Origin of the sequence: Mangrovicoccus sp. HB161399 (assembly GCF_013184745.1) — a bacterium.
In the GTDB taxonomy this organism is placed as follows: Bacteria; Pseudomonadota; Alphaproteobacteria; order Rhodobacterales; family Rhodobacteraceae; genus Mangrovicoccus.
Genome location: NZ_JAATVU010000027.1, coordinates 1 through 18,551, shown reverse-complemented (window position 1 = coordinate 18,551; position 18,551 = coordinate 1). Strand labels below are relative to the sequence as shown.

At 68.4% G+C, this 18,551-nt stretch carries 14 protein-coding genes; 9 read left to right on the top strand and 5 right to left on the bottom strand.

The window, feature by feature from the left end:
- Positions 1 to 8: 8 nt before the first annotated feature.
- The 3 genes from HCC78_RS16065 to HCC78_RS16055 are packed head-to-tail and all read left to right on the top strand — an operon-like array spanning position 9 to position 2,202.
- Complete coding sequence (locus HCC78_RS16065; RefSeq protein ID WP_253949202.1) at positions 9 to 758, top strand: SDR family NAD(P)-dependent oxidoreductase; 750 nt, start codon at positions 9 to 11, stop codon at positions 756 to 758.
- A gap of 8 nt (positions 759 to 766) precedes the next feature.
- Positions 767 to 1,717 carry a PDR/VanB family oxidoreductase gene (locus HCC78_RS16060; RefSeq protein WP_172329809.1) on the top strand — a complete coding sequence of 317 codons (951 nt, stop codon included), beginning with the start codon at positions 767 to 769 and terminating at the stop codon, positions 1,715 to 1,717.
- Positions 1,714 to 2,202 carry a flavin reductase gene (locus HCC78_RS16055; protein ID WP_172329808.1) on the top strand — a complete coding sequence of 163 codons (489 nt, stop codon included), beginning with the start codon at positions 1,714 to 1,716 and terminating at the stop codon, positions 2,200 to 2,202. Before HCC78_RS16060 ends, HCC78_RS16055 begins: the two co-directional genes overlap by 4 nt.
- A 2-nt stretch (positions 2,203 to 2,204) precedes the next feature.
- On the opposite strand, the gene HCC78_RS16050 is transcribed toward HCC78_RS16055, so the two are convergent.
- From HCC78_RS16050 to HCC78_RS16040, 3 genes are all read right to left on the bottom strand, one after another.
- Positions 2,205 to 2,672 carry a MarR family winged helix-turn-helix transcriptional regulator gene (locus HCC78_RS16050; protein WP_371743845.1) on the bottom strand — a complete coding sequence of 156 codons (468 nt, stop codon included), beginning with the start codon at positions 2,670 to 2,672 and terminating at the stop codon, positions 2,205 to 2,207.
- Between the two features lie 258 nt (positions 2,673 to 2,930).
- Positions 2,931 to 8,732, bottom strand: coding sequence for an ExeM/NucH family extracellular endonuclease (locus HCC78_RS16045; RefSeq protein WP_172329807.1), 5,802 nt, complete (start codon positions 8,730 to 8,732; stop codon positions 2,931 to 2,933).
- 320 nt (positions 8,733 to 9,052) lie between these two features.
- Entirely contained in the window at positions 9,053 to 10,690 is a 1,638-nt protein-coding gene (locus tag HCC78_RS16040; RefSeq protein WP_253949201.1) for a D-alanyl-D-alanine carboxypeptidase family protein, read from the bottom strand.
- Between the two features lie 517 nt (positions 10,691 to 11,207).
- Here HCC78_RS16040 and HCC78_RS16035 point away from each other — a divergent pair.
- Positions 11,208 to 11,927, top strand: coding sequence for a Crp/Fnr family transcriptional regulator (locus HCC78_RS16035; protein ID WP_172329805.1), 720 nt, complete (start codon positions 11,208 to 11,210; stop codon positions 11,925 to 11,927).
- Between the two features lie 6 nt (positions 11,928 to 11,933).
- Here the strand turns inward: HCC78_RS16035 and HCC78_RS16030 are convergent, their stop codons facing one another.
- Positions 11,934 to 12,641 carry an HAD family hydrolase gene (locus HCC78_RS16030; protein WP_172329804.1) on the bottom strand — a complete coding sequence of 236 codons (708 nt, stop codon included), beginning with the start codon at positions 12,639 to 12,641 and terminating at the stop codon, positions 11,934 to 11,936.
- A 152-nt stretch (positions 12,642 to 12,793) separates the two neighbouring features.
- On the opposite strand from HCC78_RS16030, the gene clpS reads away from it, so the two are divergent.
- From clpS to HCC78_RS16015, 3 genes are all read left to right on the top strand, one after another.
- Positions 12,794 to 13,114 (top strand): ATP-dependent Clp protease adapter ClpS, encoded by a 321-nt coding sequence (gene clpS / locus HCC78_RS16025; RefSeq protein ID WP_108262804.1) that lies wholly within the window; start codon positions 12,794 to 12,796, stop codon positions 13,112 to 13,114.
- Positions 13,115 to 13,182: 68 nt separating this feature from the next.
- Positions 13,183 to 14,145: a class I SAM-dependent methyltransferase gene (locus HCC78_RS16020; protein WP_253949200.1), complete on the top strand. Its 963-nt coding sequence runs from the start codon at positions 13,183 to 13,185 to the stop codon at positions 14,143 to 14,145.
- On the top strand, positions 14,142 to 14,951 hold the full coding sequence (locus HCC78_RS16015; RefSeq protein WP_172329802.1) for an SDR family NAD(P)-dependent oxidoreductase: 810 nt from the start codon (positions 14,142 to 14,144) through the stop codon (positions 14,949 to 14,951). Before HCC78_RS16020 ends, HCC78_RS16015 begins: the two co-directional genes overlap by 4 nt.
- On the opposite strand, the gene HCC78_RS16010 is transcribed toward HCC78_RS16015, so the two are convergent.
- Positions 14,932 to 15,312: a hypothetical protein gene (locus tag HCC78_RS16010; protein ID WP_172329801.1), complete on the bottom strand. Its 381-nt coding sequence runs from the start codon at positions 15,310 to 15,312 to the stop codon at positions 14,932 to 14,934. The genes HCC78_RS16015 and HCC78_RS16010 overlap by 20 nt on opposite strands.
- Positions 15,313 to 16,172: 860 nt before the next feature.
- Between HCC78_RS16010 and HCC78_RS16005 the strand changes: the two genes are divergently transcribed.
- Both HCC78_RS16005 and HCC78_RS16000 read left to right on the top strand, forming a co-directional pair.
- Positions 16,173 to 18,011, top strand: a complete 1,839-nt coding sequence (locus HCC78_RS16005) for an ABC transporter ATP-binding protein/permease (RefSeq protein WP_253949199.1) — start codon at positions 16,173 to 16,175, stop codon at positions 18,009 to 18,011.
- Between the two features lie 81 nt (positions 18,012 to 18,092).
- Positions 18,093 to 18,431 carry a hypothetical protein gene (locus HCC78_RS16000; RefSeq protein WP_172329800.1) on the top strand — a complete coding sequence of 113 codons (339 nt, stop codon included), beginning with the start codon at positions 18,093 to 18,095 and terminating at the stop codon, positions 18,429 to 18,431.
- The last annotated feature ends 120 nt before the right edge of the window (positions 18,432 to 18,551 follow it).

Here is an 18,551-nt window from a genome sequence, read left to right as displayed (position 1 = left end):
CGGCGCCCTTGCCCGAACAGATCCAGACCGCCGTCATTACGGGGGGCGCCAAGGGTTTCGGCGCCGAGGCGGTCCGCGCGCTCCACCGCGCGGGCTTCCGCGTGGTGATCGCCGATATCGACCTGGAGCCCGCCGCGGCGCTGGCCTCGGAGCTGGACCTTGCCGGGGAAACCGCGGTGACGGCGACGCTGGATGTGGGCCAACCCGGGGACTTCGCGGCGGTGCTCGACAAGTGCATCGAGCGCTGGGGTTCTGTCGAGGTGCTGGTGAACAATGCCGCCCGCACCAAGGCGCAGCCGATCCTGGAGATCGACCCGGCCGAGTTCAACGCCATCATGGCGGTGAATGCCGGCGGCGTCTTTGCCGGCTGCCAGACCTTCGGGCGGCATTTCCGCGACCGCGGCTATGGCCGCATCGTCAACATGGCCTCGCTTGCCGGCCAGAATGGCGGCGCGGCGACCGGGGCGCATTACGCGGCCTCGAAAGGCGCGATCCTGACCCTGACCAAGGTCTTCGCCCGCGACCTCGCCCAGTACGGCGTGACCTGCAACGCCATTTCGCCCGGACCGATGGATACGCCCATGGTCCATGACATCGTGCCCGCCGACAAGATGCCGGGCATGCTCGCCAACATTCCCGTCGGCCGGCTCGGCGACCCGTCCTTCGTGGCCTCGATGGTGGCGATGCTGTCCTCGCCCGAGGCGCGCTTCGTCACCGGCGCCTGCTGGGACGTGAACGGCGGACTCTACCTCAGATGAGCTTCGACATGACGAATCCCATGACGCTGACGGTTGCCGAGAGGATCGAGGACCGCGGCAACATCATCCGCCTGCGCCTGACCGGCGACGCGCTGCCGCCGGTGACGGCCGGCGCGCATCTGGATCTGTACCTGCCGGAGCTGGACCTCTGGCGGCAGTATTCGCTGTGTTCCGATCCGGCGGAAACCGGCCAATTCGAGATCGGCGTCCTGAAGGACCCGGCCTCGCGCGGCGGTTCCGAAGCGGTGCACCGCCTGGCCGTGCCGGGGGCGAGTTTCACGGTGGAAGGCCCGCGCAACCATTTCCCGCTGGAGGAAAGCGCGGCGAAGACGGTCCTTTTGGGCGGCGGCATCGGCATCACGCCGATGATCGCCATGGCGCACCGGCTGCATGCGCTGGGGCGGGATTTCACGCTGCATTACAGCACCCGTTCCGAGGAGGTCACCGCCTTCCTCGACCTGCTGGAGGACGCGCCCTTCGCGGATCGCGTCGCCTTCCATTTCGACGATGGCGCGGTTGGGCAGAAGCTCGACCTCGCCCGCGACCTGCCTGCACCCGATGCGGCCACGCATCTCTATGTCTGCGGCCCGCAGGGCTTCATGGATTGGGTGATCGGCGCGGCCGAGGCAGCGGGCCATGCGACGGCCAATGTCCATCGCGAGTACTTCTCGGCGGATGTCGACGTCACCGGCGACAGCTTCGAAGTCGAGGCGGCGGTCTCCGGCATCACCGTGACGGTCGGCCCCGAGGACACGATCGCCAAGGCGCTGGCAAAGGCGGGCGTGAAGATCGAGGTGAAATGCGAGGAAGGCGTCTGCGGCACCTGTGTCACCGACGTGATCGAGGGCGGCATCGACCATCGCGACCAGTTCCTGACCGAAGAGGAACGCGAGGAGGGCGAGATGATCTGCGCCTGCTGCTCGCGCGCCTCCGGAAAACGCCTGGTGCTGGACATATGAGCGATGTCGGCGCCTTCCGCGAGGGGATGAGCCGTCTCGGCGCGGCAGTCAACCTGATCACCACCGACGGGGCGGAGGGGCGGCACGGCATCATCGCCTCCGCCGTCTGCTCGGTCACCGACACGCCGCCGATGCTGCTGGCCTGCATCAACACCGCCTCGCGGGCGCATGACCGGCTGGTCGCCAACGGCGTCCTTTGCGTCAACGTGCTGGGGGCAGGGCACGAGGAGCTGTCCGGCGTCTTCGCCCGCTACCGCGAGGGCGTCGACCGCTTCGCCCATGGGAGCTGGCTGCGGCTCGCCACCGGCGCGCCGGTGCTTCGGGACGCCAATGCCGCCTTCGACTGCCGGATCGTGTCGCGCAAGGTGCAGGGCACGCATTCGGTGATCTTCTGCGAGGTCGAGGCGGTGCGCCTGCGCGACAGGCCCGACCATGGGCTCGTCTGGTTCGGGCGCGGCTATCACCGGCTCGCCCATCCGGCCTGATCTCAGAGCTTCCGCAAATCCTCGAGGACGCCCGCCAGAAGGGCGTTCATCCGGTCCATGTCTTCCACAGGCACCTTGCCGAAGCTCGCCTCGAAGACGAAGGCGGCTTCCTTGACGGCCAGCGCGCGCAGGCGGTTGCCTTCCGCCGTCAGGCAGACCTCGGTCACGCGTCCGTCGGTGGGGCGCACCCGCGTCGTCACCAGCCCGTCGGCGATCATCCGCTGCACCACCTTGGTGGTCGTGTTCAGCTTCACCGCCGACAGCTCGGCGATTTCCGAGATCGACAGGTAGTCCTCCTCGTAGAGGCTCATCATCGCGCGCCAGCGCGGCGCGTCGATGCCGATCGGCTTGATGCGCCGCTCGAGAGCGCGCATGTAGGCCTCGTTCACCTGGCTGATCCAGAAGAACGGCCAGCGCCGCCGCTCATGGTCGAGCCCGGCATCCCAAATCCTGCTTTTCCGGCTGCTCACGCGTCCTGCCGCCCTGCTTGTCCTGCAGAGGTCCTAACCCATGCGGAAAGGGCGCGAAACGTGAAAATGACCGCAGACCCGGTCCGCGGCCAGCCATCCGCGCGGCATCGCCCGGACCTGCAGGAAGGCCCGACCCGGCTGCCCCCGGGAAGGAAGGCCATGGGGCAGCCGGGTCGGGCCAGGTCTCTCCGGAAGCGCCGCGGCCCGGGGGCAGGCGGCGCATGGCGGGGGCGCCTCGGGCGCCTCCGCGTGGCGGGCTCAGAGCAGGTTGTCCGCGGTGAGGTCCAGCCCGACCAGCACCGGGTCGTGATCCGAGGTGCGCCAGGGCCCGGCATCGTCGAGCTCGGTGCCGCCGGGCTCTTCCTCGTAGCTGCTCTCGCCGCTGTCGAGCACGTCGTCATTGTAGTCGAAGAGCGGCACCTCGTCGGCATTGATGTGCCATTCGGTTGCCCCCGTGACGAAGTCGAACATGTCGGCATTGGCCAGGGCGTAGTCGAGCGTGCCGAGCTGGCTGTCGAAGACGTAGCTGTAGGCGTCGTCCCCGGCGAAGGCGCGGGCGAGATCGGCATAGCCGTTCTCTTCCAGCCAGGCGATCGGATCCTCCATCGCATAGGCGTTGAGATCGCCCATCACCAGTGTCCGGGTGTCGCCGGAGCCCGTGGGATCGGTGGCCAGCCAGGCATCGACCGACTGCGCCGCCTGCAGGCGGATGGCATTGTTCGCGCCCGCGCCGTCGCCGGCATCCGCGTTGCCCTCGGCCGGGTTGACCGAGCCCTTCGACTTGAAGTGGTTCATCACCGCCGTGAAGCTTTCGTCCGTGGCCAGCTCGGTGAAGCTGACCGCCAGCGAGGCGCGGTTGGTGGAGGAGCCGTCGAAGACCGCGTTGTCGAATTCGAGCGGGTTCGTGGTGTCGTTGAGGATCGCGACGGTCGAGCCCGCCGTCACCTCGACCGTGGTGGCATTGTAGATGAAGGCGCCGGTGATCACGTCGGTGCTGTCGACGGTGCCCTGGCCGGGATCGACCCAGGCGTAGATGTCCGATCCGGCCGCCGCGTTCAGGGCGTCGGTCAGGTGCTGCACAGCGAATCGGCCGTCGCCGTTCTGGTCGCCGAACTCGTTCTCGATCTCGACGAGGCCGAACACGTCGGCATCCATGCCGAGCATGGCCGAGACCAGCTTCCCGGTCTGGGCGTCCAGCTCCGCCTGGCTGGAGGCGCCGCGCGGATCGCCGTTCACCGAGGAAGAGCCGTCATCGAGCGTGGTGAAGTAGTTCAGTACGTTGAAGCTGGCGACCTTCAGCGAGCCGCCGACATCTTCCGGACTGTCCTCGCGCGGGTTCTCCCCGTCAAAGGTGACCGGCGCGGACTCCGTCGGGCGCAGGCGCCAGGCATCGGTGCCCGAAGAGCCCGCCCAGCTCCAGCTCAGCACCCCGGTCAGGCCGGTGACCGTGTCGCCGCCGCGGAAGTAGTTGTCGACCGAGAGCCCGCCATCGGGGAAGGGGATCACGTCCCCGTCGCCGGTATAGGCGTTCTGGGCGTTGCTGGCGTCGTCGAGGATGATCTGGCGGCTGCCCAGTTCCTCCAGCCAGGCGGCATAGCCCTCGACGGAGGGCTCGCTGACCTGGGTGTAGGTATAGGGCCGTCCGCCCTCGGTCAGCGTGACCTGGCCGTAGCGCGCCAGCTGGTAGTATTCGCTGACATAGAGCGTGTCCTCGATGCTGACGAGCATGCCCTCGTACTGCTCGTAGGTCGCCTCGTCCGCATAGGAGCCGCTGCCGGGCAGGTCGAGCACCGCCGCGGTGGGCAGGACCGCGCTGCCTTCGTCCGGCACGGTGACGGCCATGGAGGTGACGGTGTCGATCTGGGTCTGGCCGAAATACTCGTCCACCGTGCCGGTGACGGTGACCATGTCGCCTTCCGAGACATTCGTCACATCGCCGCCGGCGTCGCCGACATAGACGAAGATGCCGTCCGAGGTGGCGTCGTCGCCGTCGGTCGCGCCGTCCGCCGACTGCAGGTAGAAGCCGCTCAGTTCGCCTTCGTCGTCATAGTCGCCGACCACGATGCCCGAGACGGTGACCTGCTGGCCGACCATGGCGCTTTCGGCGCCCGAGCCCTGGACTTCGCCGATCGTGTATTCGGGGATGTTCGATCCCAGTTCGACCAGCGCCAGCGTGCTGTTTGCCTCGCCTGCGACGGCCAGAACCGGGGTCCCGGTGGGGCTGTCGGCTGCGGGGATGAATTTCAGCCCCTCGGGCTCGTCCACGCCCGGCAGGTCGATGAAACTGTCATAGACAGGGTTTTCCGGATCGGTGATGTCGAAGACCACGACGCTCTGGGCGCGCTCCAGCCCGACGAAGAGGTAGGGCGTGCCGCCGATCTCGCCGAATTCGACATATTCGGGCTCCACGCCCTTGTTGTCGGACCGGCCGTCGGGATAGCGCTCCTCGCCCTGCTCGGCGAGCACGATCCGCGCCAGCAGGTCGCCGGAGTCGTAGAGCCGGTTGCCGTCGGCATCGTAGATCGCGAAGGAGCGGGTGCCGAAGGCGGTCAGCTGGTCGATGTCGCCGTCGCCATCGGTGTCGCCGTCGATGGTGGAGACGGTCAGGCGGCCGAGGTTTTCATCGGCCAGATCGGTTTCCGAATAGGCGTCCGGATCGACATTGGCATCGGCCGCGCGTTCCTCGTCGGTGCCGCGGGTGTCGCCCTCGGAGGCGCCCGCGAAATAGGAGGCGCCGCCGATCTCGAAGGCCACCAGCCCGTCCGGCATGGCGAGGCCGACAACGTCCGCCGTGGCAATTTCGGCGCCGCCGTCCTTGTCGGAGGTGTCGAGGCCGAAGCCGAGCTGCAGGTGGTCGATCTCTCCGGCCGAGACGATGTTGTCGATGGTGAAGCCGGTGAAGGTCGCGATGTCGGGGATGATCGCGACCGCGTTGTTCTCCTGCAGCGAGATGTAGGCGGTGCTGCCGATCACGGCGATGAACTCGGGTTCGATATCCGCCGCGATGGAGGGCGCCGAGGGATCGATCCGCACGCCCTTGGCGGCCAGCGCCTCGGCGGTGATCGAGGCGTCCGAGAAATCGAAGCTCTCGATGCTGTAGGTGCCGGTCAGCAGCCCGTCTCCGTCCCGGCCGAGCGAGATGATCGAGACCGAGCCGTCGGGGTTGGGCAGGACGTCCGGCGCGTTGTCGCCATCCGCCGTCTGGCCTTCGTTGGCGACCAGCAGGTAGCTGCCGTCCTCCGAGAAGGTCACCATGTCGGGCAGGGCGCCGACCTCGACCGCAGTGAAGGTGCCGTCGGCATGGTTGCCGAAATAGACCGTGCCGTTGGCGGTGACATCGGCCGCGGGGACCGCGAAGGCGAGCGCGGCGGCGTCGCCTTCGCCCCATGTGGCGACGGAGGTCACTTCGGAGGCGTCCGCGCCCAGGCTTGCCGGGTCGATCTGCGTGTCCAGAACCGGATCGGCGATGTCGGAAATGTCGAAGAGGCTGACGCCCGCGCCGTTGCCGACGGCCAGCAGGTCCAGCCCGTGCAGCTTGGCGACGATTTCCGCGCCGCCCTCGACCGAAGTGACCGAGGCGAGGCTGTGGACGAGGCTGCCCTGCGCTTCGGGGGCGGGATCGGCGGGGATGCCCGCGACGCCGGTCTGCCCCTCGATGACGATGTTGTCGATCATCATCGATTCCGCCTTCCAGTTGGCGTCATGCTCGACGATCAGCTGGACGCTGTCGGGCATCACCACCTCGGCAGTCAGCGTCACCCATTCGCCTTCGGCGATCACGTCATCGACCAGCTGGCCGGTGGAATCGACGAGGTACTGGTCGATCGCGCCGTCGCCGTCGAGATCGAGCCCGATGGCGATGCGGTCGCGCGCCTCCCAGTCGGTTTCGTTGACGAAGACGTCGAGCGACACGGTCACGAGGTCGGCGGCGATGTTCTCGATCCGCTCGAATTCGAGCACGAAATTGCCGTCCGTGTCCTTGAACTGGTAGCCGTTCTCTCCGTCCGTCATCGCATGCACGAAACCGGTGTTGACGCTGACGCCGCTGGGCGAGCCGTCGGTCATGCCGTCCTGCGAAGGGCGGGTGGCCTCGAAGCGCGCGTCGAAGGCGAGTTCGCCGGTCGTCGCGATGGAGGACGTCTCGCTGTCGACGCGGCGGGCATTCGGCCGGTCCTCGTTGGCCAGGTCATGGTCGGCATTGGGATCGCCGTCGTCGAAATAGATGTTCGGGCGGGCGGTCTCGTTCTCGAAGCTCTGGGTGAAGCGGAACTCGGTCAGGGGCGCGGTCGCGACCGAGACGCTGTCGACGTAGAGCGACTCCGAGCTGCTGTCGCTGTCGATCAGCACCATAAGCGTGGCCTCGTCCGCCTCGGCGGGAAGCGTGGCCGACAGCGTCTGCCAGGCGCCCTCGATCCCGAGGTCGTCGATGTCCTGCCCGGTCGTGTCGAGCAGCATCACGTCCATCTCGCCGTCGCCGTCGGTATCGACGCCGATGCGGATCAGGTCCTCGGCCTCCCAGCCGGTTTCCTGGAGGAACGCGTCCAGCGTGACGATGACCTCGGCCGCATTCCTGGTGTCGACCGTCTCGAAGGCCAGCAGCATCGCGCCGTCGGAATCCTGCAGTTCGTAGCCCTGCGCCCCGGAGGTGAATTCGCCCACGGTGCCGGTGTAGTCCGCCACGCCGACAAAGTCGCCGTCGGTCAGCCCTTCGCCGCCGCGGGTGTTGATGTAGGAGGCCGAGAAGGCGAGCTGGCCATTCAGGACCAGTCCGGAGACCACCGAGTTGACCGGCGGCTCGCCCTCGTTGTTGGCGAGGTCATGGTCGGTCGCGGCATCGCCGGCATCGGTGTAGCTGCCGCCGGGGGTGGTCTCGCTGTCGAAATCCTGGATGTAGGAGAAGATCGAGGGCGCGTCGGACGGCTCCTCGATTTCGATGGCCGCGCCGTTGCCGGGCGAGCCGATGGCCGGTTCGTCGCCGGTGCCGCCCAGCTCGAGCGTGGCGACCGCGCCCTCCGTGCCTGTCTCCGAGAAGGCCTGCGCCGCGACATCCCAGGACTTGCCGCTGTCGTCGTCGGCATCGGGATAGGCTTCGCTTTCGATTTCCTCGAGCGCTCCCTCGGCTCCTTCGAACAGGACAACCGCATCGCCGCCCTGGCCGAGCCCGGCACCGTCCGTATAGCCGACCTGCACGCCCGAAAGGTCGATGACCTGGCTCCAGACCGCGCGGAAGGCCTCGGCATCGGCTTCGGTGCCGATCACCACGACAACGCTTTCGCCCGGCAGGATCTGCGAGATGCCCTCGATCGGATCGGCGGCCGCGGTATCGGCGCTGTCATCGTCGTACCAGAGGTCGGGGCTGGTGCCCGAGATCCAGGACGCATTGCCCTCGTTTGCGATCTCGAACCAGTCGGCGGTAATGTCCTGGCCGGTCTGGCCGGGCCAGATCTCGGTGACCTGCAGGTAATAGTACTGCGCTTCCTCGGTGCCCGAGATTTCGATCTTGTCGAAGGCCACGTCCTCGTCGCCCGCGTTCAGGTTCGACAGGTTGAAGCGCAGGTCGAGCGTGCTGCCTGTGCCGGAAAGCATCGCGGCGAAGGCGGCAAAGGTGGCGGACAGGGCAGGGCCGTCGCCCGTGCCGTCGAAATCGGTGTCCTGCATCGGCTCGGTATTGGTGTCCGAGGCGACAAAGGACAGCGCGGTCTGCCAGGCGCCGCCATCGACGGAATAGTCCACCGTGAAGCCGCTATCGGCATCCCAGTCCTGGCTTTCGCCGTCGTCGTCCTCGGCGACCATGACCGAGAGTTCCAGCCCGGAATAGCCGGAGATGTCGATGCCGGTGATGGTCAGGACCTGCGAGCCCTCGGCGCCTTCGCCGTCCAGATCCATGCCGGCGAAGAAGTAGCTGCCCTCGGCCCCGGCCACCTGGTAGAAGCTGCCGATATCCGAGCCGTCGGTGCGCAGGAAGAAATCGCCCGAACCGTCGGTGAATTCGGCGACGGAGGTCGCGTAGCGGGTGCCGTTGCCGTCGGTTTCGAAGCCTTCGGAATAGATCAGGGTCATGGCCGGTGCCTGCCTTCTTCGCTTGTCTGGTCACGCAAGGCGAAGCGGGCCGTCGGGCATGGCGCAGTTGTCCGGATCCCGTTGCGGGGCGCGCCGGATGCTAGTGTGCCGTGCAATGGGACCCCCCCCACCGATTTCACTGCACCGTTATTAGGGCTGTGTGAAATCTTTGCGACAAGTAAAAAGTTTTACCGGATGGAAAGGAAAAAAGCTTGCCATCGCAATGCCGGGGCAGGCCCTGACTCGCTGCCCGGAAAAAAGGCAGGGGCGGCGGAAGCCCGCGCCCCGCCGCCCCTGGATGGACATTTTCTTGCCTGTCGTCAGGAGCCGAAGGCCGAGCAGCGCTCGTCCCGGGCGCTCAGCCGCAGGCAGGTCTGCTGTGCTTCGGCCTCGCTCAGCCCGACGAACTGGACCTCGAATCCGGTCGGCTTGGACACCACCGCGCGCTTGGCCTTGCCGAGCAGGTCGACCTGCTGCAGCGCGGTGCGCAGCAGCACGCGCTCGGCCTGCCAGCGGGTCGAATAGCGCCCGACGGCGATGCCCCAGCTGTCCGGCCCCTGGCGGGTCGACACCGTGACCGGCGCCGCATTCTGGCCGCCGTCTTCCTCCAGCGCCATGTCCGAGGTGGAGAAGGTCACGGCGGGGCGCGGCTCGGGCCGTTCCATGTTTTCCGGGCCGATGGCGAGGGCGGCGGTCTCGACCGGCGCCTCGGCGGCCTCGGCTGCGGCCGGGGAAGCGGCCTGGCCGAGCGCCTTGGCGATGGTGATGCGCAGCGGCGTGCCGTTGGCGGCGGAGGACGGTGCCGGGGCGGGGGGCGCATCGGTGGCGGTCCCTGCCATGGCGACCTCGACCGTGTCCTCCTCCTCGGAGGTGTCCACGGCGGCGGTGGTGGCGACGATCTCGGCCGCGGCTTCCTCGACCTCTTCATCCGCTAGGGCCGCACGCGCCATGTCCGTCGCCGCGTCCGCCGGCGCCGCCTGGCCGGGCAGCAGGTCGTCCGGCCGCGGCATCGGCACGAAGGAGCGCGCCACGACTTCCTCGGGCAGGCTGCTGGCGGTGTCCGGGGCAGCCTGCGCCTCTTCCAGCGCCTCCTGGATGTCGGCCTCGGCAATCACGATGTTGCTGCGGGCCGCGGCGAGGGCGATGACATGGTCCGGACGCCGCATTGGCACGACGCTCTTGTGGACGACGGTGCGCGCGCTGGCGATCGCGTAGTTCGGCTTGTGCGGCTTGTCGACCTTCGCGTATTTCGGCGCCTTGCGGAATCCGAGATCCAGCAGCTCGGCGACGCGCTTGTTGCGCGCTGCGGAGGAGGAGCCGCCGAAGACGGTGGCGATGATCCGAACGCCGCCGCGCTCGGCCGACGCCACCAGGTTCGACCCGGCCGCATTGGTGTAGCCGGTCTTGATCCCGTCCGCGCCGCGGTAGGAGCTGAGCAGGCGGCGGTTGGTGTTGGCCACCGTCGTCACGCCCGCATCCGTCGTGATGCGCGAGAACAGGTTGTAGTATTCGGGATAGTCGTAGAACAGGTGCCGCCCCAGGATCGACATGTCGCGGGCCGTCGACAGGTGGCCGGGGGTGGTCAGGCCGTGCGGGTTCTTGAAGGTGGTGTTCTTCATTCCCAGCGCCTTGGCCGTGCGGTTCATCCGCGCCGCGAAGCCCGGGACCGACCCGCCCACCGCGTCGGCGATGGCATGGGCCGCGTCATTGGCGGATTTCACCGCCGCCGCCCGGATCAGGTAGCGCAGCTCGATCGAGCTGCCTGCCTTGAGATAGAGCTTCGACGCCGGCTCCGCCGCCGCCGCCTTTGTGATCCGCACCTTGGTGTCCAGCGAGATCTCCCCGTGCTCGACCGCCTCGAACGTGACGTAGAGCGTCATCATCTTGGTCAGCGATGCCGGATGCAGCCGGGTGTCGGCGTTCTGCGAATGCAACACCTCCCCGGTTCTTGCGTCCATGACGAAATCCGCATATTGCCGCGCGGCTGCGGGTGTGGATATGGATGCGAGTATGATGAGGGGGAGCGCCGCAATCACGGCGGCCCAGCCTGCCCGCTGCCCCAGACGTTTCATTGACGTCACCTGCCTGATTTCTTGCCGCCGGTTTTCCGGTCGGCACCTGCCTTTGGCCGAAAGGCTAGCACAGCCCCGTTTGCATGTCAGAGCATTTAGTTGCTTGCACTGTGGTTTTCGCCGCGGTGCCGTTTACCCTGCTTTAACGAATCGGGCATGTTGAGGGGACAGTCTGGGTGTCCCCCAACATGTATGGCGATTTTGGTCCGGTGCCTGTTGCAAATGCACATCGGTTTTGCCGCCGCGGCGGGCGGCGGAAAGCGGCCGGGTCCGGCCGTTCCTTCCTGCGGGCTCAGGGAATCCGGTGCCGCTGCGGCGATTCCGCCCCGGCTGCGATGCGCTCGCGCCTTGCGGCACGGGCCGCCGCGGCTAGGATTGCGCGGCCATGAGAGAGGACGGATGCATGTCCATGCCCAGTGATCCCGAGACGGACCTTGCCGAGGAAGACATCCGCAAGATCCTGCACGAGGTGCCGATCTTCGCCTCGCTGGACGGTCCCGCGCTGGCCCGCCTGCAGGGGGGGGTCCGCCGCCGGGGGCTGTCCGCCGGGCAGACGCTGTTCGAGAAGGGCGATGCGGGCGACAGGGTCTTCGTGCTGCTCTCCGGCTGCCTTGTCGGCCGCGACAGCTCGCCGGGCGGGCGGGACCTGGTGCTCAGCAGGATCCATCCCGGCACGCTGTTCGGCGAGATGGCGGTGCTGGATGCCGAGCCGCGCTCCCTGACGGTCCATGCCGAGACCGACAGCCAGCTGCTGCACATGCCGACCCGCAGCTTCCGCGAACTGCTGCTGTCCGAACCGGCGATCGCGCTGAACCTCGCCACCGAGCTCGCGCGCCGCACGCGCCTGCTCAACGACCAGGTCTTCGGTCTGGTGATGCACGACGTGGAGACCCGGCTCTGCCAGCTGCTCCTGCGGATGGCGCGCGATGCCGGGGAATGCCGGCCGGGCGGGGTGCTGCAGCCCGCGCCGACCCACGAGTCGATGGCGGCGCAGGTCGGCGCCAACCGCGAGGCGGTGTCGCGCGCGATTTCCCGGCTGAACCGGCTTGGGCTGATCGAGACCGGCCGCAAGCGGATCGTGTTCCGCGACACGGAGGCGATGGCGGAACGCGGCGCGGGCTGAGGGCGCTCAGTCCGCTTCCGCGTGCTGCATCATGCCGGCCAGCCCGCCCAGGTCGCGCAGCTCGCGGAAGCGCGGATGGCCCTCCGGCGCCTCGGCATGTTCCAGCGCCCAGCTCAGGTGGTAGGGCACGAAGGCCGCCCAGCCGCCGATGCCGATCACCGGCAGGATGTCCGAGCGCAGCGAATTGCCGACCATCAGCGCCCGCTCCGGCGCGTGGCCGTGGCGCGCGAAGACCGCGCAGTAGGTCTCCTCGGATTTTTCCGAGACGATCTCCACCCCGTCGAACAGGTCGCCCAGTCCGGACTGCGCCAGCTTGCGTTCCTGGTCCAGCAGGTCGCCCTTCGTGATCAGCAGCACCTCATGCGTCCCGGCCGCTGCCTCCACCGCCTCGCGGGCATGGGGCAGCAGCTCGATCGGATGGCGCAGCATCTCCTGGCCGGCCTCGATGATCTCCTGGATCACCTTGCCCGGGATCCGGTGTTCGGTCACCTCCAGCGCGGTCTCGATCATCGACAGCATGAAGCCCTTGATGCCGTAGCCGTACTGGCCGAGATTTCGCCGCTCCGCAGCGAGAAGCCGCTCCGCCAGGTGGTCCTGCGCGGCGTAATCTGCAAGAAGATCCGCGAATCGTGCTTCGGTCAGCTTGAAGAACTGTTCGTTGTGCCACAGCGTGTCATCGGCATCGAAGGCCACCGTTGTTACATTCTTGACCATTTGGCACCTATTCTCGGGAACGATTCGGTAACGAGTGTCACCATCCTGGCGCAAACCCCTTTCATCATCGGGGCGCCGAAGTATATTGTGCTGCACCTGAGAGAATTTGAAGAGCTCCGGAGCCCGCGTAAGTGCCTCTAATCGACCCGATCATGTCCGGCAAGGACGGCAAGACCGACAACGACACCGGGGTCATCACCAAGACGCGGCCCAAGACGAAACGTCCGCCGCTCTACAAGGTGCTGATCCTGAACGACGATTACACGCCGATGGAATTCGTCGTGCATGTGCTGGAGCGGTTCTTCGGCATGAGCCACAGCCAGGCTTTCGAGCTGATGCTGACCGTCCACAAGAAGGGAGTCGCCGTCGTCGGCGTCTTCTCCTTCGAGGTGGCCGAGACCAAGGTCGGGCAGGTGATGGATTTCGCCCGCCGCCACCAGCATCCGCTGCAATGCACAATGGAAAAGGAATAGCGGCCGCCGCGGCCCGTCTTCCCATGTTGAAACGTGTTTCCCTGGCCCTCGAGACGGGCGCAGCGCCGATGCCTGCCGCCGGTCGAATCGCCGTCTTCGACCCGCCCGAGCCGCCGGTCCTGCCGGGCATCGCGCCCGAGCGGATCGAGGTGATCTCCCCCTCCGCGAGGCTGCATGCCGCCTGCGCCGCGCGCGGCATCGCCGCCCGCACCGAACCGGGCGGCGGCTATGCCGCGGCACTGGTCTTCCTCGGCCGCGCCCGCCCGGCTTCCCGGCTGCGCATCGCCGAGGCGGCCGCCGCGCTGCCCGAGGGCGCGCCGCTGCTGGTCGACGGCCAGAAGACCGACGGGGTCGAGCCCGCGCTGAAGGAATGCCGCGAGCGGGTCGAGGTGTCCGACAGCTTCGTCAAATCCCACGGGCGGCTGTTCTGGTTCGCCGCCGCGCCGGTCTTTGGCGATTGGGCGCGCATCGCCGCGGACTGGCCCATGGTCGGCAAGTTCCGCACCGGGCCCGGCGTGTTCTCCGCCGACGGGGTGGACCCGGGGTCGAAGCTCCTGGCCGAGTCCCTGCCGCCGCTGAAGGGCGCGGGCACCGATCTGGGCGCGGGCTGGGGCTATCTCTCGGCCGCCGTTCTGGAGAATGCCGCCGTCACCCGGCTGCATCTCGTCGAGGAGGACCACCGCGCGCTGGAAGCCGCGAAGGCCAACATCTCCGATCCGCGCGCGCGCTTCCACTGGGCCGACGCCACCGCCTGGCACGAGCCCGAGGGGATGGATTTCGTGGTGTCGAACCCGCCCTTCCACACCGGGCGCGAGACCAGCCCCGATCTCGGCCGCGCCTTCATCCAGGCGGCCGCGCGCATGCTGTCGCGGCATGGCCGCTTCTGGATGGTCGCCAACCGGCACCTTCCCTACGAGGCGACGCTGGAGGCACATTTCGCTTCCGTCACGGAAGTGGTGGCCCAGTCGGGCTACAAGGTGATAGAAGCCGCATCTCCGAAAACCGGCAAGACTGCAGGGAGACGCGCATGAGCCTGTCCGTGGAAGGAAAGACCGCGATCGTGACCGGAGCCGCCAACGGCATCGGCCTGGCGGTTTCGCGGCATCTTCTCGACCAGGGCGCGCGCGTCATGATGGTCGACATGGACGAGGACAAGCTTTCGGACGAGTTCGACGCGCTGCCCGAGAAGGAGCATGCCGCCTGGTTCGCCGGCGACCTGCGCGAGCGGCTGACGCTGGCCAACCTGATGTCGGCGACGCTCGATGCCTTCGACCGGCTCGACATCCTCGTCAATGGCAGCCGGCAGGTGATCGCCGACGACCCGCTGAGCGCCTCGGGGGACGAGACGCTGAAGGAGCTGCTGCAGCAGAACCTGATGCCGGCCTACCGGCTCAGCCAGCTCGCGGCCAAGCGGATGATCGCCCAGGCCGAAGCCGACGAGAATGCCGACGGGCCGGTCGGCTCGATCATCAACGTCTCCTCGATCGCGGCGCGCCGCTCGCAGCCCGAGCTTCTGGCCTTCTCGGTCTCCACCGCCGCGCTCGACCAGCTGACCCGATCACTGGCCGTGGCGCTGGCCGAGCACCGCATCCGGGTCAACTCGGTCGCCTTCGGCTCGGTCATGTCCGACAGCCTGAAATCCTCGCTGAAGGAAAACCGCGACTACCGCCAGAGCATCGTCGACAACACGCCGCTGCAGCGCATTGCGGGCCCCAAGGAAATCGTCGAGACGGTGCAGTTTCTCGCTTCGGAAGGCTCGGCCTTCATGACCGGCCAGATCCTGACGATCGACGGCGGCCGCACCCTGATCGACCCGGTCAGCGCACCGGCGCACTGACCGGCCGGCCATCGGCCGTGCAGGAGGCGCTGCGCAGCTGGTCGCGCTTCTTCAGCAGCGCGTCGAGCTTGCGCCGCTCGGATTCGGGATCGATCGCGACGGCGCGGCGGATCGGCCGGGTCCGGTTGTCGACGCACCAGCCGACGCTGGGACCGCGGTTGCACAGCGTCATCCCGACATTCACGTCCCTGTATTCGGTCTCGTAGGTATAGCCGCGCGCCAGGTTGGTGCGCGTCTCCGAGATCAGCGACTCCACGCGCCGCTGCTCGCGCGCGATGTCGCTGCTGCAGCGCTCCTGCGGGGTGCCGCAGGCGGCGATGAGGGAGAGTCCGAGGAGCAGGGACGGAGCAAGCAGGCGCATGGGGTGTTCCTGACGGTTTCGCTGCCATCATGCGCGGCGGAGCAGGCGCGGTCAAATGCGGCGTCGGCTGCCCTTGCCGGATCGTCGGGTCCGCCATCTCTCCGGTGGCCCGGCAGCTGATCGATCCATTGGCGTCGCGCTCCGGGGCAGGTGCCGGCCGGGGAGCGTTCCCTGGGGAGGCTTCGGGTGCGGGCGCGGACCGCACCGTGCGGCAGGCCGTCCAGCGCTCCGCGGGCGGGCGTTCCCGCCCCCGCGTGCCATGGGAAAGGCAATGCCGCGCCGGCTCGATCGCAAGGCTGCAAGCCCTGCATGATGCGCCGGGGCCGGGCGGTTTCAGCGGCTGTCCGATCTGCCTGAGCTGCCGCAGTCTCTCCGCGGATCGCGTCGCGGCGGCATCATCGGCGGACCTGGGACGCAATCGGGCCGCATGCCGGTTGCCCTGTTCTCGGCGCAGACGGATCGAATGGCGCAACGGGCCCGAGCCAGCTCTGTGTGTTCACCGGTTGCGCGGAACCCGGCCGCGTCGGGATGGCGCATGATGGCGGCAGGCCCGGGGGGGGCCTTTGCTGCCTTGCCAGGTCCCCGTTGGAAGCGGAATGACGCGCGGATGGCCGGGGCGGAGCAATTGCGGCGGCCGGGTGGCTCCGGCGGTGCGCCCCGGCGGCCATTCCGTCGGCCCCCGGTCCGGCTCGGCCTCTGATCTTCAGGCCGACGCGCTCGGATGGCGGCTGCTGCCTGGGCAATGGCCCTGGCCCCGCAGCGCTGCCGCGGCACGTCCCGGCCCGCGGTGCTGCCCGCGGGTGCTGGCCAAGCGGCGCGGGGCGGTCTAGCGTCGCCGGGCCAGTCCGCCGGAGCCAGCCTTGCGATCATCCTCCTTTCCCGCCGCCCGCGGTGCCGCCGCCCTTCCTGCCGATGCGGCCGAACCTGCCGCCGAAGCCCGCCCGCGCGAGATCCTCGCCCGGGTCGGCCCGTATCTCTGGCCGAGGGACCGTCCCGGATTCCGCCTGCGGGTCGTGCTGGCCGTGCTATCGATGGCTCTGGCGAAGCTCGTCGGCGTGGCGACGCCGCTGTTCTACAAGGGCGCGGTGGACCGGCTCTCGGGCGAGGGCGTCCCGATGCTGGCGCTCGGCGCGGTCGGGCTGACCGTCGCCTACGGCATGGCGCGGCTGATGACGGTGGGGTTCCAGCAGCTGCGCGACGTGATCTTCGTGCGCGTCGGCCAGCAGGCCCTGCGCGAGGTGGCGGTGGAGACCTTCACCCACATCCACCGGATGTCCCTGCGCTACCACATCACCCGCAAGACCGGCGGGCTCAGCCGCGTGATGGAGCGCGGCGTGAAGGGCATCGAGTTCCTGCTCCGCTTCATGCTCTTTTCCATCGGGCCGCTGGTGCTGGAACTGGTGCTGATCTGCGCCGTCCTCGTGACGCTGTTCGACATCTGGTACCTGGTCGCCGTCGCGGTCACGCTGGCCGCCTACATGGCCTTCACCTTCCGCGTGACGCAATGGCGGCTGGGGCTGCGCCGCGAGATGAACGCCCAGGACCAGGATGCCAACCAGAAGGCGATCGACAGCCTGCTGAATTTCGAGACGGTCAAGTATTTCGGGGCCGAGGCGCGCGAGGCCGCGCGCTACGACCGGGCGATGGAGGGCTACATCACGGCGGCCGTCAAATCCTCCTATTCGCTTTCGGCACTGAATTTCGGCCAGTCCTTCCTGATCACCGCGGGACTTGTCGCGGTGATGGTCATGGCCGCCGTCGGGGTGGAGCGGGCGACGCTGACCGTGGGCGATTTCGTCATGGTCAATGCCTACATGATCCAGGTGATCCAGCCGCTGAACTTCCTCGGTTCGGTCTACCGCGACATCCGCCAGAGCTTCGTCGACATGGGCGCGATGTTCCACATGCTCGACCAGCCGCCCGAGGTCGCCGACAAGCCCGGGGCGCCCGCGCTGAAGGTGCCGCGGGGCGAGGTCCGTTTCGAGGCGGTCGAGTTCGGCTACGAGGCGGCGCGGCCGATCCTGCACGGGCTGAGCTTCGCCGCCGCCCCGGGCGAGACCGTGGCGCTGGTCGGGCCGTCGGGCGCGGGCAAGAGCACCATCGGCCGGCTGCTGTTCCGATTCTACGACGTGACCGGGGGACGGGTGGCGATCGACGGGCAGGACGTGCGCGACGTCACCCAGGACAGCTTGCATGCGCAGATCGGCGTGGTGCCGCAGGACACGGTGCTGTTCAACGACACGCTGCTCTACAACATCGCCTACGGGCGGCCGGAGGCGACGCGCGCCGAGATCGAGGCGGCGGCCGAGGCGGCGCAGCTCGGCAGCTTCATCGCGGCGCTGCCGCAGGGCTACCAGACCCAGGTGGGCGAGCGCGGGCTGCGGCTTTCGGGCGGCGAGAAGCAGCGGGTCGGCATTGCCCGGACCATCCTGAAGAACCCGCCCATCGTGCTGCTCGACGAGGCGACCAGCGCGCTCGACACGCAGACCGAGCGCGACATCCAGGGCGCGCTGAAGGCGATGGGCAAGGGGCGCACCGTGCTGACCATCGCGCACCGGCTGTCGACCGTGGTCGATGCCGACCGCATCCTGGTGCTGGAGGCGGGGCGCGTGGTGGAGCAGGGCCGCCATGCCGAGCTGCTGGCGGCCGGCGGGCGCTACGCGGCGCTCTGGGCGGCGCAGGCGGATGCGGCGGGGTGAGGGCGGTTCACGGCGCGGGCGGCGGCTGCTAGGGTCGGTCGCGACGCGCCTCCGGGCCGCATGCACAGAAAAGGACCCGCCATGACATTCCCCAGAGCCTCCGCCGCCCTCGTTCTCGGCCTCGCCGCGCTGTCGGCCTGCGACCAGATGCCGATGATGACCGCGGGCGGCGGCGCGCCGGCCATGGGCGGGGCCGGGACCGTCCAGGCCTCGGGCGGCGACTCGACCGACCTGACCGGGTTCCAGGGTCGTTCCGTCGACGGCTCCGCGGCGACCCTGTCCGGGCTGGGCTACGACAACACCCGCAATTCCGGGCAGGTGGCCTACTGGTACAATTCGATGACCGCCGCCTGCGCGCGGATGGAACAGTCGGGCGGGGTCTACAGCTCGGTCGTGATGGTTCCGCACGGCGAGTGCTGAGCCGCCCCCGCCGCGGCGGCGCCTAGTTGTTCAGTCCCGGCATCTGGTGGATCGGATCGAGGATGAATCTGTCTGGCTCTGATGTCCATATCTTGCAGATGTATTCGTATGGTGTGAGCC

Coding starts and splice junctions, on each gene's coding strand:
- HCC78_RS16060 (WP_172329809.1), top strand. CDS start 767: ATGACGAATCCCATGACGCTGACGGTTGCCGAGAGGATCGAGGACCGC.
- HCC78_RS16055 (WP_172329808.1), top strand. CDS start 1,714: ATGAGCGATGTCGGCGCCTTCCGCGAGGGGATGAGCCGTCTCGGCGCG.
- HCC78_RS16045 (WP_172329807.1), bottom strand. CDS start 8,732: ATGACCCTGATCTATTCCGAAGGCTTCGAAACCGACGGCAACGGCACC.
- HCC78_RS16040 (WP_253949201.1), bottom strand. CDS start 10,690: ATGGACGCAAGAACCGGGGAGGTGTTGCATTCGCAGAACGCCGACACC.
- HCC78_RS16035 (WP_172329805.1), top strand. CDS start 11,208: ATGTCCATGCCCAGTGATCCCGAGACGGACCTTGCCGAGGAAGACATC.
- HCC78_RS16030 (WP_172329804.1), bottom strand. CDS start 12,641: ATGGTCAAGAATGTAACAACGGTGGCCTTCGATGCCGATGACACGCTG.
- clpS (WP_108262804.1), top strand. CDS start 12,794: ATGTCCGGCAAGGACGGCAAGACCGACAACGACACCGGGGTCATCACC.
- HCC78_RS16020 (WP_253949200.1), top strand. CDS start 13,183: ATGCCTGCCGCCGGTCGAATCGCCGTCTTCGACCCGCCCGAGCCGCCG.
- HCC78_RS16015 (WP_172329802.1), top strand. CDS start 14,142: ATGAGCCTGTCCGTGGAAGGAAAGACCGCGATCGTGACCGGAGCCGCC.
- HCC78_RS16010 (WP_172329801.1), bottom strand. CDS start 15,312: ATGCGCCTGCTTGCTCCGTCCCTGCTCCTCGGACTCTCCCTCATCGCC.
- HCC78_RS16000 (WP_172329800.1), top strand. CDS start 18,093: ATGACATTCCCCAGAGCCTCCGCCGCCCTCGTTCTCGGCCTCGCCGCG.